Raw genomic sequence first — 13,725 nt, forward strand, 5'->3', positions numbered from 1 at the left:
GTACGCCCTTCCAGTCTCCCGATGAACTGCCGTATTCAGCATGGCGTCTCCGCTGTCTGACCGGAACCCCCGCTAGGCGAAACGCCGGGCGATCCCGTCGTCGGTGCTGGCCACCGAGTAGCACGCCGCGGTCGAGATGATCGTCGGTACGACGAGCGCGAGCCCGAAGACGAACATGACGAAGGCGCGGTTGGGGGTCGTCAGCCAGCCGACTGGAAGGCGTGCCAGGGTGATGGCAAGCCATGACGCGGCGACGGCGAGGAACAACGTTCCCACCGTGGCGACCTTGATCGACCGCAACGCCAACTGCGTTGGCTCGGCGGTATTGGCCAGCGAGCGGTTGAGGTTTTTCGTGCGGATATAGACCACCACGAAATCGAGCAGGATCATCAGCGCGCAGAACGTCACGATCGTCCCCGTCAGCCAGAGCGCGGGCCGGTGACCGAGCACGAAATGCAGGTAGTCGATGCTCGTTTCGCTCATGATCAACGTCGTCGCCATTGCCGCGCCGAAGGTCAGCCACCCGCCGAGGTCGGCGAGGAAACAGTAGGCGCGGATGTCGGTGTCTTCCTGGGGGGCCTCCCTGGGCACCTTGTTCACCGCGTGGCTGGCAAGCATCCAGCCCAGTCCGCCGAACAGCGCGGTCGTGCCCGCCGCGAGCATGCCGGTCGCCAGATCGCCCTGGGTCCAGGCGATCCCGCAGATGGCCTGGCGGTCGCCGTTGTCCGGCGGGTGAGTGCCGCTGATGAGGCTGAACAGAAAGCTGCTGAGCATCAGGATCAGCACCGCCGATGCGAACAACGCCAGGGTGTGCACGCCTTCTCGGCTGCTGCGGTCGAACAGCAATGCGATCGCGGTGATGAGGAACCCGCCGAGCACCCCGGCGAGCTGCGACGTCGACGCCGCCGACGCGATCATGCTCCATTCGTCGGAGGTGCAAAAGGTATCGGGATTCATCGGCGCCGCTCGCTCATGCGCCAAACATTAGCCAGACCCGGAGCCGACGAAGCCGAATGTTTGCTGATTGAGCGTGACGATCATTGTCTTAAATCAACTGCTTGACTTAAACCCGTGGACGCCGATTAACTCTCCGTGTGGTTAACGAATTGGATGGCAAGGTCGCCATCGTCACCGGCGGGGCGTCGGGCATCGGTCGAGGCCTCGTGGAGCGGTTTGTGGCAGAGGGCGCGCGGGTCGTCATCGCCGACATCGAGGCCGATCGAGGTGCGGCCCTGGCTGCGGACCTAGGTGCCAGCGCTTTGTTCCAGAAGACGGACGTCTCCGATCCCGAACAGGTGGGGGCGCTGGTGACCGCTGCCGTCGAGAAGTTCGGCGGACTGCACGTCATGGTGAACAACGCCGGGGTTTCCAGCCCTCTACGGAAGTTGCTCGACGACGACCTGGCCGATTTCCACCGCGTGATGGGCGTCAACGTGCTGGGCGTGATGGCGGGCACCCGAGATGCCGCGAAGCACATGGCCGAAAACGGTGGCGGGTCGATCATCAACATCACCTCGATCGGCGGCATCCAGGCCGGCGGTGGCGTAATGATCTATCGCGCGTCCAAGGCAGCCGTCATCCAGTTCACCAAGTCAGCGGCAATTGAGTTGGCGCGCTACGAGATTCGTGTCAACGCCATCGCTCCGGGCAGCATACCCACGCCGATATTGGGGAAGTCGGCGGCGGGCATGGATCCGGAAGAGCTGCAGCGGTTCGAGGCGCGGATTCGCGCGGGGATGCGCGATGACCGCCCGCTGAAGCGCGAGGGCACGCCCGACGACGTCGCCGAGGCGGCGCTGTATTTCGGAACCGACCGGTCGCGCTATGTCACCGGAACCGTGCTGCCGGTGGACGGCGGGACGGTGGCCGGCAAGCCGATCCGGACCAAGACGCGCGAGGGATGACCCAACGGCCTCGAGGTCGTGGCGGGTGCGCGGCCAATCTATTTAAATCAAGCGCTTGACTTAAACAGGTAGGCGAGGTTGACTGAGCCAATGACCACGGCCAGGAGCGTTCGCACCGAACGCGCCAGCTCCACGCAGGAGGCGATCCTGGTGGCGGCCGAACGCCTGTATGCCGAGCACGGCGTGTTCGCGGTGTCGAACAGGCAGGTCAGCGAGGCCGCGGGGCAGGGCAACAACGCCGCGGTGGGCTACCACTTCGGCACCAAGGCCGACCTGGTGCGCGCCATCGAGGAGAAGCACCGCGGACCCGTCGAGGAGTTGCGCGAGCAGATGGTGTCCGAGCTAGAGGCATCGGGCAGGTCGGGCGAACTGCGAGCCTGGGTAGCCTGCTTGGTGCGCCCACTCACCGATCACCTGGACGACCTCGGCAACCCCACCTGGTACGCGCGCTTCGCCGCGCAGGCGATGACCGACCCGGCCTACTACAACATCATCGTCAAGGGTGCCCTGAGCTCGCCGTCGCTGGTCCAGGTCGTCGATGGCTTCAACCGCTGCCTGCCCAACCTGCCGGCCGATGTGCACTTCGAACGCAACATCATGGCCCGAAATCTATTGATGCACACCTGCGCCGACCGCGAACGTGCTCTCGCTGCAGGTTCTCCGATGGCCCAACCCTCTTGGCGGGCAGCCGCATTCGGGCTCATCGATGCGATTGTGGGCCTGTGGCTGGCGCCGGTAACTCCGTACGAATGAAGAGCATGCTGATGAAAGTGACTGTCGACCAGAACATTTGCGCGTCCTCGGGCAATTGCGTGATGAATGCACCCGAGGTGTTCGACCAGCGGGACGAGGACGGCGTCGTCATGCTGCTCAATGAACACCCGTCCGCCGAGCAGGCCGAAGGGGCACGCCAGGCAGCCGCGGCGTGCCCGGCACAGGCCATCTACATCGAGGAATGAAATGTCAGACGCACTGACGAGCACGACAACCGAGGTCGTTCCCGAGATCCCGGACTACCCGATGGCCCGCGACCCGCGCTGCCCGTTCGCCCCACCCCCGGACGTCATGGCGCTGGCCGAAGAGCGGCCGCTGTCGCGGGTCCGGATCTGGGACGGCAGCACGCCATGGCTGATCACTGGCTATGAGCAAGTGCGCGAACTATTCTCGGATTCTCGGGTCAGCGTCGACGACCGGGTGCCCGGCTTTCCGCACTGGAACGAAGGCATGTTGTCGACCGTGCACAAGCGGCCCCGGTCGGTGTTCACCGCCGACGGCGACGAGCACACCCGCTTCCGGCGGATGCTGTCGAAGCCGTTCACCTTCCGGCGCGTGGAAGGCCTGCGGCCGACGATCCAGCAGATCACCGACGACCACATCGACACGATGCTGGCCGGGCCGCAGCCGGCGGACGTCGTCTCCGCGATCGCACTGCCGGTCCCGTCCTTGGTGATCAGTCAGATGCTCGGCGTGCCCTACGAGGACGCCGAGATGTTCCAGCATCACGCCAATGTGGGCCTCGCTCGCTACGCCGCCGCCGAGGACACCATGAAAGGCGCGATGAGCCTGCACAAGTACCTGGCTCAGCTCGTCGAAGCAAAGATGGAAAACCCTGCGGAGGACGCGGTTTCCGACCTTGCCGAGCGGGTCAAGGCCGGCGAGCTCAGCGTGAAAGAGGCCGCGCAGCTCGGCACCGGATTGCTGATAGCCGGGCATGAGACGACGGCGAACATGATCGGGCTGGGAGTGCTTGCCCTGCTGCAGAATCCCGCCCAGGCCGCCGTGATCCGCAATGCCGACGAGCCCAAGATAATCGCCAACGCGGTCGAGGAGTTGCTGCGCTACCTCAGCATCATCCAGAACGGTCAGCGCCGGGTCGCCCTGGAAGACATCCACATCGCTGGAGAGACCATCCGCGCGCACGACGGCATCATCATCGACCTGGCTCCGGCGAACTGGGATGCGGACGCCTTTGCCGAGCCCGATCGGCTCTACCTGCACCGCTCCGGGGCCGACCGCAATGTCGCTTTCGGTTACGGCCGCCATCAGTGCGTGGGTCAGCAACTGGCGCGGGCGGAGCTGCAAATCGTTTTCCACACGCTCTTCCGCCGTATCCCGACCATGGCGCTGGCCGTACCGATCGAAGACATCCCGTTCAAACACGACCGGCTCGCCTACGGCGTTTACGAACTGCCGGTTACCTGGTAAGCGAAATTCATTGAGCAGCCCGAGATGATCACGCTTCACATCCCGATCCGAATGGAGGGTCAATAATGTCAACGCCGACAACCACCGCTTCGCTCTACCCGCCCGGAGGCTACGGCGCTCCGAAGGACCGCCGCGGCCACGCCGCGGACAGCGATGTGGGCCTGCCCGAAGGGACCGTGGTCTTCTCGGCCGATAACCACATCTCCCTGGCCGACGACATCTTCTACGAGCGCTTCCCAGAAGATCTCAAGGAGAAGGCTCCGCGGATCTGGTACGAGGACGGCGCCTACCAAGTCGGGCGCAAGGGGCAGTCATTTCTGCCGGGCGACTTCAGCGCGGTGCTGATGCAGTACGACGACCTGCCCGGAGCCGCCAGCACCAACATCGAGGCCCGGATCCAGGAGTTGCATGACGACGGCGTCGAGAAGGAACTGGCCTTCCCCAACGCGATACTTGCGCTGTTCCACTACCCCGACAAGCAACTTCGTGAACTGGCGTTCCGAATCTACAACGAATACATCGCCGAGCTGCAGGAGCGCTCCAACGGCCACTTCTACGGTGCCGGGCTGATCAACTGGTGGGATCCGCAGGGCACCAGGAAGACGCTCGAAGAGCTGAAGTCGTTGGGGCTCAAGACGTTCCTGATGCCGCTGAACCCGGGCAAGGACGACGACGGTAACCCGATCGACTATTCCAGCACTTCGATGGACCCTGTCTGGGACGAGATCGAGGCGTCCGGCCTACCGATCACACACCACATCGGCGAAACCCCGCCGAAAAGTCCGACCGAGTTCAACAGCGTCGTGGTGGGCATGATGATCAACATCGACGGATTCCGGGAAACGTTCGCCAAGTACATCTTTGGCGGCATCCTCGACCGGCACCCGTCGCTGCGCCTGGGCTGGTTCGAGGGTGGCATTGCCTGGGTCCCATGGGCGCTGCAGGACGCCGAGCACCTGGTGGCGTCCTACCAGCACATGTTCAACCGGCCGCTGGAACACGATGTGCGCTATTACTGGGACAATCATATGAGCGCATCGTTCATGGTCGACCCGCTGGGCTTGGCGCTGATCGACCAGATCGGGGTGGACAAGGTGATGTGGTCCAGCGACTACCCGCACAACGAAAGCACCTACGGTTATTCGGAAAAGTCGCTGAAAGCCGTTGTCGACGCCGTTGGGCCGGCGAACGCGGCGAAGATCGTCAGCGACAACATCACGAAGTTCTTGGGTCTGCAGTGACGACATTCGCGCAATTGGACACCAGCACCGGTAACGGACTGGTGATTCCCGAAATACCCGACTTGGGTCGTCTACGTCGCGAGACCGGGGCCCGGTTGCGGTCGGCCATGGCCGACCGCGGCGTCGACGCGATGATCCTGCTGGGCAACAACGCCGTGGTCTACGCCACCGGCGCCAGCTGGCCGCTCGGCGACGCCGGCCTGTCCTACGTCGAGCGACCGGTGGCCGTGGTGGTCGCCAACGACGAGTGGCCGCATCTGTTCCTGCCGTTCCGCGAGGGAGCGTCGCAGGAGTCCGACTTGCCCGCCGATCACTTGCACGGGCCCGTCTATCTTGAATTCGAAGAAGGCGTAGCGAATTTCGCACAGACGATTGCCTGCCTGATTCCAGCCGGAGCGGTGATTGCGGTCGACGAGTGCACCGGCGCGATGTCTCGTGCCGCGAACCTGTTGTTCCCCAACGGCGCTCCCGTCGACGCAGCGGCCGTCGTCAGTGCGGCCAAGGCGGTCAAGACCCCGGATGAATTGTCGTGCATGCGCACCGCCATCCGGATCACCGACGAAGCCATGGTCGAAGTCCAAAAGCAGCTGGCGCCCGGAATCCGTCAGATCGATTTGTCGGCAAGCTTTTTGCGACGTGCCTTCGAGTTAGGGGCCACGGCCAGCATGCTCGAACCGATCTGGCAGGTGATGCCGCCGAGCAAGGCAGAGGGCGTGTGGACCACGCACGGCGACTTGGCGCTGCCACTGCTGACCACTGAGCGTGAGCTGGTCGAAGGTGACGTGCTGTGGACCGACGTCAGCATCACCTACCAGGGCTACTGCTCCGACTTTGGGCGCACCTGGATCGTCGGCCGCGACCCGTCGCCGCGTCAGCAGGCGCAATTCGACAAATGGTTCGAGATCATGAGCGCGGTGCTCGGTGTCGCCAAGGCCGGTGCCACCGCCGCAGATCTGGGCCGGGCCGCCATCAAGGCCAACGGCGGCACCAAGCCGTGGCTGCCGCACTTCTACCTGGGCCACGGCATCGGCGTCAACGCCGCCGAAATGCCGATGATCGGAACAGATCTCGGTCAGGACTTCGACGAGAATTTCGTCCTTCAATCCGGAATGGTGCTGGTACTGGAGCCGGTGGTGTGGGAAGACGGCACCGGCGGCTATCGCAGCGAAGAGGTCCTGGTGATTACCGAGGAAGGCTGGATTCGTTTGACCAACTATCCCTATGACCCCTATGGCAACTGAAGTCCTGCCCGACGAGCGCACGCTGCGCTCGGGGCGTCGCCAGCGGGCGCTAGAGCAAATGGCGGCACACGATCTCGACGTCTTGGTCCTTGGCCGGCAGGCCAATGTCCGCTACGTGACCGGGGCGCCGCAACTGTGGGTCGCCGGTACCCGGCCGTTCGGTCCGACATGCGTGCTGGTGCGGGATTCCGGTGCCGTGCACCTCCTCAGCACCTGGGACGAGGGCATTCCCGAAGACATCCCGCACGAGAACCTCTACGGCATCTCGTGGAATCCAATGAACACCATGGCGGCGTTGGGCCGCATCGACGGTGCGGCAACCGCCCGACGCGTCGGAACCGATGCGCTCTCACCGGTTTTCGCCAAGCTGCTGCCAACCGCGTTTCCCAACGCGCAACTGGTCGATGGGGAGCTGGCCATGCGGGCCGCCCGCCGGATCAAGACGGCCGAGGAGATAGCCGCGCTGCGGGAATCCGTCGCGGTGGCCGAATCGGCTCTGGCAGCCGCGGTCGCCGAGTTGCGGCCCGGCGTGCGCGAACAGGCGCTGGCCGGCGTCTTGCTGGAGGCCTCGGCGGCCGGCGGCGTGAGCACTCCGTCGAATCAAGATGTGGCATGGGTGACTTCGCGTACACACCCGTGGCGACGCGCCGACGGCGACGGTCGGATCGAGGACGGCGATCTGGTGGCATTCTCCGCCGGAGTCCTGGCGGGCGGCTATGTCGGTGAGGTGGGACGGACCTGGCCGGCGGACAGGAAGCACGCCCCCAACGGCGCCGCGGCCCTGTACGGTCGCTGGGAGAGCCTGTGGGGCAAGCTGATCGCCGTTTGCCGGCCTGGTGCGGGAGCGGGCGAACTGCTTGCCGCCTACCAGGCGGCCGGGGAGCCGGAGCCGCCGATGCCGGTGGCCCGGGGCCTGGGCATGGGGTTCGATCCACCCGTCGTTTCCAAGCACCTACCCGCGACAGCGGCCGAGGAACGTCTGGAGCCGGGGATGGTGCTCGCCGTGACGGGCTACGTGTGGGAAGAAGGAGTCGGCGCGGTGTTCGGGCGGGAAGCGGTCCTGATCACCGCCGACGGCTCCGAAGTGCTCACCGCGAGCCCGTTCTGGCAGCCCTAGCCATGCCTGACCCCTTGGAGCCGGCAGCCGAGCACCGCGTCGAACCCCCGCTGGCCGGCTACACGGTGATCGATTTGTCTTCCGGTATAGCGGGCGCCTACTGCACCAAGTTGCTCGCCGACGGCGGCGCCGACGTCGTCAAAGTCGAATCGCCAGAGGGTGATCCGCTGCGCTCGTGGTCGGCCTCGGGTGCCGCTATCCCGGCCGGCGGTGACGGTGCGCTGTTCAGCTTCCTGGCCGGCGCAAAACACAGTGTCGTCGCCAATCCCGCCGAGGACGCCGACGCCGGCCTGGTGAACCGGCTACTGGCAGCGGCGGACGCGGTGGTCTGGTCTGCGGGTTCGAAAGTCGCCGAGCACCCGGACTTCACGCCACGCGCCATCCATGGCCGCCACCCGCATCTCACGGTCACCGCGATCACGCCGTTCGGGTTGGAAGGTCCCTGGCGCGACCGCGCCGCGACGGAGTTCACGCTGCAGGCGTGGTCGGGGGGAATCGTCGGGCTCGGGCGTGGCGAGCAGGAGCGGGCACCGGTTTTCATCGGTGGTCAGGTCGGCGAGTATCTGGCCGGAGCCTACGCGAGCGCGGCCACCTTGACGTCGCGATACCGCCGAATCGACGGCGGGGCAGGAGAACTGCTGGACCTGTCGATGCTCGAAACCCAGATCCTGTGCCTCACGTATTACCCGGTCACCTACTTCGAGGTGCTCGGCCGACCATGGCGGGACACCCGCCGGCCGACGGTGCCCGGAGTGGCTCAGGCGAAAGACGGCCTGGTGGATCTGGGGTGTGGAACGGCGCAGCAGTGGTTCGACTTGTGCGCGATGGTCGGCCACCCGGAGTGGATCGACGAGGAGTCGCCGCTGTCGATCACCGAGCTGGCCAACGTCTACGCCGACGAGATCTTTGCCTGGCTGGCCGCCACCACGGTCGACGAAATCCGGGAACTGGCAACGGCATTCCGGATTCCCAACGCGCCCGTCGCCAACGGTGCGAATGTCACTTCCATTGATCAGTTCGTCGAGCGCGATTCATTCGTCCGCAATCCGCGCGACGGCTTCTGGCAGCCGAGTCACCCGTATCGGATGCGGCCCGCGCAATTGCGTCAGCCGCGTCCGGCGCCGCTGCTCGGTGAGCACACCGAGCATTACCTCGCCGCGAATCTGTCGCCACGGCCCGAACCGGCCGGCGTGGCAAAGCCGCTGCCGTTCAGCGGCCTTCGGGTGTTGGACATGACGACGTTCTGGGCGGGCCCCTTCTGCACCCACTTCCTGGCCATGCTCGGCGCTGAGGTGATCCACGTCGAATCCACCCGTCGCCCGGACGGCACTCGGCTGATCGCCGGCATACCGATCACCGAAGACCAGTGGTGGGAAAAGTCGCCGATCTTCGAGGCCCTGAACACCAACAAGAAGGGCCTGACACTCGACCTGCAGAGTGTGCGCGGCCAGGAACTACTGCGTGAGCTCATCGCCACGTGTGACGTGGTAGTGGAGAACTTCACACCGCGGGTGCTGGACCAGGCCGGTCTGGATTTCGCTGCCATTAAATCGATTCGGCCGGACGCGGTGATGGTGCGGATGCCCGGCTTCGGCCTCGACGGGCCGTGGCGCGACAACCCGGCATTCGCCTACGTCATCGAAGCCGCGTCCGGCGTGAGTTGGCTCACCGGCTACCCGGACCGCACCCCGTACGACCCGTATTCGATCGGTGACGCATGCGCCGGCGTGCATGCGCTCAATGGGCTGCTGCTGGCGCTGGAGCATCGACGCCGCACCGGTGAAGGTGTGTTCGTCGAAGCGGCGATGGTCGATGCGGCGCTGAGCATCTCCGCCGAGCAGGTAATCGAGTACTCGGCATACGGGGCGGCGCTGGAGCGTGCCGGCAACCGGGGGCCGACGGCCGCGCCCCAGAACCTCTACCGCAGTGCCGACATCGATGAATTCGGCCGGCTCGACAGCTGGGTCGCTATTGCCGTGGCAACCGACGCGCAGTGGGAAACGCTCTGCCGGGCACTCGGATCACCTTCCTGGGCAACCGATCCCAGGCTATCTACCGACGCCGGCCGGCGGATGCACGAGGACTCCATTGACGAGCACCTCGCTGCCTGGTGCGAGAACCGCGGGCGCGACGACATCGTCGCGACCCTCTGGAACGCCGGCGTGCCGGTGGCCAAGGTCCTGCAACCACATCGGCAGACCGAGATGGAGCAGCTCACGTTTCGCGACTTCTTCGAAGAAGTCGAGCATCCCTTGAACGGGCGGGCACGGCTCAGCACCGTGCCGATGAGGTTCTCCAGCGGGCCCGAGCTGTTTCACGGGAATCCCGCACCCACACTGGGACAGCACAACCACGAGCTGCTGGCCGAGTTGGGCCTGAGCACCGCGGAGATAGCGGAGCTGGAAGCCAACGGAGTCATCGGTCGGGCACCCGCGATGCGGTCAGGCTAGTGTTTCCACCCTTCGGCGGCCTGGTCGTCGAAGGTGTGGTCTATGCGTTCGAACCTGCGCTTGACCGAGGCCCGGGCCACCTCGTGCGGCAATATGTAGAGCCGGTTGGCCGCAATCGCGTCGGCGGTGAGCCGCGCTACGGCGTCGACCGACACCGTGTCGTCCTGCGTCGGCGGAAGCGGTCCGAACGCACTCGTCACGTCGGGCGCTGAGGCGAGTCCGTAATCCGCGCCGCGAATGCGTTCGGAGTTGGAGACCAGCTTGGTTTCCACGACCATCGGGCAGAGCACCGAGACGCCGATGCCGTTGTCCTTGACCTCACGGGCCAGGGTCTCGGCCAGGCCGACAACGCCGTACTTGGCAACGCCGTACGCCCCGAGTCCGGCATTGGGCACCAGCCCGGCAAAGGACGCGGTGAAGGCGATGTGGCCGCCCTTGCCCTGCTCGATCAACTTGGGTACGAACGCCTCGACGGCGTGGATCGAACCCCATAGATCGATATCGATCACCCAGCGCCAGTCCTCGTGTGTCATCGCCACGAGCGGACCGGCGACAACGATGCCGGCGTTGCTGAAAACAATGTCGACCTGGCCCAGCAGGCGGAACGACTCGTCCGCGAGGTGAACCATCTCCTCGAGGTGCCGCACGTCGCACGTCACCCCGTGGGCATCGACACCCTCGGATTTGAGGCGGGCGACGGCGTGCTCCAACGCGGACTTGTCGACGTCGGCCAGCACCACGCGGGCTCCGCGGCGGGCGAACTCGGTGGCGGTGGCCAAGCCGATTCCGCTCGCTCCGCCGGTGATGACTGCTCCGCGTCCTTGGAATTCATCCATGGATTCCGAGCGTATTACCCCCGACCCGAAGACTCGATCGCGGTCCAGCCGAGTGCGTGGGCGGATGTGAGAGATCCCATATTGTTAGGACGCTAACCATTAGGGCACTATGTAACCATGGCCAGTCTGACTGCCCGCGAGATCGATCCCCTCGCCCTCGAGCATCAGGTGTGCTTCGCGCTGTCGACCACCAACCGGGCGGTCTTGGCGGTGTACCGACCTCTACTCGAGCCGCTCGGCCTGACTCATCCGCAGTATCTGGTGATGTTGGCGTTGTGGGATCACCGCAAGTCGCCCGGGGCGGACCACTCTCCGCTGTCGGTCAAGCAGATCGCCACCGCCCTACAGATGGATTCGGCCACGCTGTCGCCGATGCTCAAACGCTTGGCGGGACTTGGCCTGATCACTCGCGCCAAGAATGCCGTCGACGAGCGCACTACCGATGTCAGGCTCACCGAACGCGGAATCGCCTTGCGCCAGCGCGCACTCGAGATTCCGCCGGCCGTCGTGGCGCGTCTGGGCGTCGAGCTGGCCGAACTCGAGAACCTGCATCAGGTTCTCACCCGCGTCAACGCGGCCGCTGTGGCCGCCGGCGCTTTGCAATCCTGACACCCTCTCAAGGAGCCATCATGACCGCCGCGAAACCCAATCTCTGGCAATACATCGGCTATTCGTATGGCCGGTGCCTGCCCGACTCGATGCGCAGCTGGGTCGCGCACGATCTGGCCGGCGATGGAGCCGTCCGCCGGCACATGCTGCGGTGGGCGATACCGCCCTTGTTTGTCCTTGCTCCGCTGTGGCTGTTACCCGCCTCGCTCTACGTGCACACCGAGATGACAGCGCCGCTCTACATCTGGGCGCTACTGATTTCCCTTGCCCTGAACAAGGTTTGGCGCCGCCACCGACTGGCGGACCACGGATTGGACCCGAACCTGGTCGACGTGATCAACCGCCGCAAGCAGGCACGGATGCACGAGGACTACATCCGCCGTTACGGGCCGCGACCCGAATCGGCGGAATGGCAGAACAACAGCAGCCCGTTCTAAGGGCTACTTGAGGCAGCTGCCCGCATCGATCGGCAGCGTCACGCCGGTGACATAGCGGGCCTCGTCGGAGGCGAAAAACAGCACCGCATTGCTGACGTCGATCGGGTCCACCCACGGAATCGGCAGCGTGTGGAACATCTGGCAGATCGGGGCCATGTCGTCGGGGCCCGGGTTTTCCAGGTCCGGGCGGAACATCCTCCACGTACCTTCGTTCATGATCATTGGAGTGCTGACGTGGGTGGGGTGCACGGAGTTGACGCGAATCATGTGCTGCCCCAACTCAACTCCGAAGGCGCGCATCAGTCCGACCACACCGTGCTTGGCGGCGACGTAGTGACCGGTGTGCGGGTAGGCCTTCAGTCCGCCGACCGAGCTGGTCAGGATGATCGACCCGCCGCGGCCGCCCGCAAGGATATGCGGGACACCGGCTTTCACGGATTTCCACACCCCGGACAGGTTGACGTCGATCATCTCCGTCCAGTCTTCTTCGCTGGTCTTGTCGAGCGTTTCACCACCATTGCCGATCCCCGCGTTCGCCACGATGATGTCCAGCCGGCCGAGTTGCTCCACGCCGGTGTCCACCGCGGTCTTCAGCGCATCGAAGTTGCGCACATCGACTTCGGCCGTGAAGATTCGGCGGTTATGCCCCTTCACGAGGTCGGCCGTCTCGGCCAGGTCCTCGGGCGTCGAGGCCGGGATCGCCGACCCCTCAACGAGGCCCTCGCGGATGGGCTTACAGATATCGACGGCGATGATGTCGGCACCTTCTTGCGCCAACCGAACCGCGTGGCTGCGGCCCTGACCACGCGCCGCCCCGGTGACGAAAGCAACTTTGCCTTCAACACGTCCAGTCATCGCTACCTCAATTCCTGATTTGCACCCACCAACGGGTGTCAACGACGAATCCGTTTCGGCTAGCTGTAATTCTAGATATTAGAGAATCCGATTCTCGCGAGGCAAATCGCGTGCGCTATTTGCTCAGGTCGGGTGGGCGAGAAGGGCTCCGCGCTGGTGAGTGCTAGCCGACGAATCCGGATGAGCAGAAGTCCCACACCTCGTCGGCGGTGATCGGGTGGATGGTCGCGTCGTCGGAGCCCCCGCTGGACTGCGCGATGAACATGACCGTCTGCATCGTCATGGCGGCTATCCGCTTGGGATTGAGTCCGTCGCGCAACTTGCCTGCGTCGCAGGCCGCTTCCATGAGCTCGGTCAGCAACGCCACCAGCGGCGCATGGGCGATCTTGACCTCGGCCGGGTGTGTAACCAGCAACCGTGGTGCAAAGTCGGTGAACAGCGGGCGCTTGGCTGCGGGGTCCGGTCGCGAGGCCTCGTACAACAGCTCGATGGCGACCTTCAGCCGCTCGAGCGGGTCGGACTGGCCTTCGGTGGCAGCCCGGATCTGGTCGGCCGACCGGCTCAGTGCGTCTTCGAACAACGCGAGCAGCAGTTCGTGCTTACCGTCAAACTGCAGGTAGAAGCTTCGCAGCGACTGGCGGGAGCGGTCCACGACCTCCTGGACGGTGAAGTCCGTGCTGCCCTTTTCTATGATGATGGCCTGCGCCGCGTCGAGGAAGCGCTGAACGCGCTGCGCCGCACGCAATTTCGCAGTTTTGATGGATCGCTCGACGGCGCGTTGCTTCCAGGCCGGCTCTTCGCTTGGGTTGCTCACGGAAGGCTCGGATGAT

At 65.0% G+C, this 13,725-nt stretch carries 14 protein-coding genes; 10 read left to right on the plus strand and 4 right to left on the minus strand.

Annotation, left to right across the window (positions count from 1 at the left end; translation table 11 throughout):
- Nucleotides 1–72: 72 nt before the first annotated feature.
- Nucleotides 73–957, minus strand: coding sequence for a hypothetical protein (locus tag ACZY0B_RS19330; RefSeq protein WP_463765820.1), 885 nt, complete (start codon nt 955–957; stop codon nt 73–75).
- A gap of 137 nt (nt 958–1,094) precedes the next feature.
- Between ACZY0B_RS19330 and ACZY0B_RS19335 the strand changes: the two genes are divergently transcribed.
- From ACZY0B_RS19335 to ACZY0B_RS19370, 8 genes are all read left to right on the plus strand, one after another.
- Nucleotides 1,095–1,904, plus strand: coding sequence for an SDR family NAD(P)-dependent oxidoreductase (locus tag ACZY0B_RS19335; protein ID WP_463765821.1), 810 nt, complete (start codon nt 1,095–1,097; stop codon nt 1,902–1,904).
- 90 nt (nt 1,905–1,994) lie between these two features.
- Complete coding sequence (locus ACZY0B_RS19340; RefSeq protein ID WP_463765822.1) at nt 1,995–2,657, plus strand: TetR/AcrR family transcriptional regulator; 663 nt, start codon at nt 1,995–1,997, stop codon at nt 2,655–2,657.
- Between the two features lie 11 nt (nt 2,658–2,668).
- Nucleotides 2,669–2,863: a ferredoxin gene (locus ACZY0B_RS19345; RefSeq protein ID WP_463765823.1), complete on the plus strand. Its 195-nt coding sequence runs from the start codon at nt 2,669–2,671 to the stop codon at nt 2,861–2,863.
- Nucleotide 2,864: 1 nt separating this feature from the next.
- A complete protein-coding gene (locus tag ACZY0B_RS19350) occupies nt 2,865–4,109 on the plus strand; it encodes a cytochrome P450 (protein ID WP_463765824.1) in 1,245 nt (414 codons plus the stop codon).
- A 176-nt stretch (nt 4,110–4,285) separates the two neighbouring features.
- Nucleotides 4,286–5,350 (plus strand): amidohydrolase family protein, encoded by a 1,065-nt coding sequence (locus ACZY0B_RS19355; RefSeq protein ID WP_463765887.1) that lies wholly within the window; start codon nt 4,286–4,288, stop codon nt 5,348–5,350.
- On the plus strand, nt 5,347–6,591 hold the full coding sequence (locus tag ACZY0B_RS19360) for a M24 family metallopeptidase (RefSeq protein ID WP_463765825.1): 1,245 nt from the start codon (nt 5,347–5,349) through the stop codon (nt 6,589–6,591). Before ACZY0B_RS19355 ends, ACZY0B_RS19360 begins: the two co-directional genes overlap by 4 nt.
- On the plus strand, nt 6,581–7,708 hold the full coding sequence (locus tag ACZY0B_RS19365) for a M24 family metallopeptidase (protein ID WP_463765826.1): 1,128 nt from the start codon (nt 6,581–6,583) through the stop codon (nt 7,706–7,708). Before ACZY0B_RS19360 ends, ACZY0B_RS19365 begins: the two co-directional genes overlap by 11 nt.
- A gap of 2 nt (nt 7,709–7,710) precedes the next feature.
- Complete coding sequence (locus ACZY0B_RS19370; protein ID WP_463765827.1) at nt 7,711–10,158, plus strand: CaiB/BaiF CoA-transferase family protein; 2,448 nt, start codon at nt 7,711–7,713, stop codon at nt 10,156–10,158.
- On the opposite strand, the gene ACZY0B_RS19375 is transcribed toward ACZY0B_RS19370, so the two are convergent.
- Nucleotides 10,155–10,994: an SDR family NAD(P)-dependent oxidoreductase gene (locus tag ACZY0B_RS19375; RefSeq protein ID WP_463765828.1), complete on the minus strand. Its 840-nt coding sequence runs from the start codon at nt 10,992–10,994 to the stop codon at nt 10,155–10,157. The two genes, ACZY0B_RS19370 and ACZY0B_RS19375, sit on opposite strands and share 4 nt — an antisense overlap.
- Before the next feature lie 117 nt (nt 10,995–11,111).
- Between ACZY0B_RS19375 and ACZY0B_RS19380 the strand changes: the two genes are divergently transcribed.
- Nucleotides 11,112–11,603 carry a MarR family winged helix-turn-helix transcriptional regulator gene (locus ACZY0B_RS19380; protein WP_463765829.1) on the plus strand — a complete coding sequence of 164 codons (492 nt, stop codon included), beginning with the start codon at nt 11,112–11,114 and terminating at the stop codon, nt 11,601–11,603.
- Between the two features lie 20 nt (nt 11,604–11,623).
- Entirely contained in the window at nt 11,624–12,040 is a 417-nt protein-coding gene (locus tag ACZY0B_RS19385; RefSeq protein WP_463765830.1) for a DUF5313 domain-containing protein, read from the plus strand.
- A gap of 3 nt (nt 12,041–12,043) precedes the next feature.
- Here ACZY0B_RS19385 and ACZY0B_RS19390 read toward each other — a convergent pair whose 3' ends face one another.
- Nucleotides 12,044–12,895 (minus strand): mycofactocin-coupled SDR family oxidoreductase, encoded by an 852-nt coding sequence (locus ACZY0B_RS19390; protein WP_463765831.1) that lies wholly within the window; start codon nt 12,893–12,895, stop codon nt 12,044–12,046.
- A 163-nt stretch (nt 12,896–13,058) separates the two neighbouring features.
- Nucleotides 13,059–13,709 carry a TetR/AcrR family transcriptional regulator gene (locus ACZY0B_RS19395; RefSeq protein WP_463765832.1) on the minus strand — a complete coding sequence of 217 codons (651 nt, stop codon included), beginning with the start codon at nt 13,707–13,709 and terminating at the stop codon, nt 13,059–13,061.
- Between the last annotated feature and the right edge of the window lie 16 nt (nt 13,710–13,725).

Source organism: Mycobacterium sp. IDUB_19 (genome assembly GCF_055419445.1).

What these genes read in the sequence shown, in the direction of transcription:
- ACZY0B_RS19330 (WP_463765820.1), bottom strand. Translation starts at nt 957, where the DNA reads ATGAATCCCGATACCTTTTGCACCTCCGACGAATGGAGCATGATCGCG.
- ACZY0B_RS19340 (WP_463765822.1), top strand. Translation starts at nt 1,995, where the DNA reads ATGACCACGGCCAGGAGCGTTCGCACCGAACGCGCCAGCTCCACGCAG.
- ACZY0B_RS19345 (WP_463765823.1), top strand. Translation starts at nt 2,669, where the DNA reads ATGAAAGTGACTGTCGACCAGAACATTTGCGCGTCCTCGGGCAATTGC.
- ACZY0B_RS19350 (WP_463765824.1), top strand. Translation starts at nt 2,865, where the DNA reads ATGTCAGACGCACTGACGAGCACGACAACCGAGGTCGTTCCCGAGATC.
- ACZY0B_RS19365 (WP_463765826.1), top strand. Translation starts at nt 6,581, where the DNA reads ATGGCAACTGAAGTCCTGCCCGACGAGCGCACGCTGCGCTCGGGGCGT.
- ACZY0B_RS19370 (WP_463765827.1), top strand. Translation starts at nt 7,711, where the DNA reads ATGCCTGACCCCTTGGAGCCGGCAGCCGAGCACCGCGTCGAACCCCCG.
- ACZY0B_RS19375 (WP_463765828.1), bottom strand. Translation starts at nt 10,994, where the DNA reads ATGGATGAATTCCAAGGACGCGGAGCAGTCATCACCGGCGGAGCGAGC.
- ACZY0B_RS19380 (WP_463765829.1), top strand. Translation starts at nt 11,112, where the DNA reads ATGGCCAGTCTGACTGCCCGCGAGATCGATCCCCTCGCCCTCGAGCAT.
- ACZY0B_RS19385 (WP_463765830.1), top strand. Translation starts at nt 11,624, where the DNA reads ATGACCGCCGCGAAACCCAATCTCTGGCAATACATCGGCTATTCGTAT.
- ACZY0B_RS19390 (WP_463765831.1), bottom strand. Translation starts at nt 12,895, where the DNA reads ATGACTGGACGTGTTGAAGGCAAAGTTGCTTTCGTCACCGGGGCGGCG.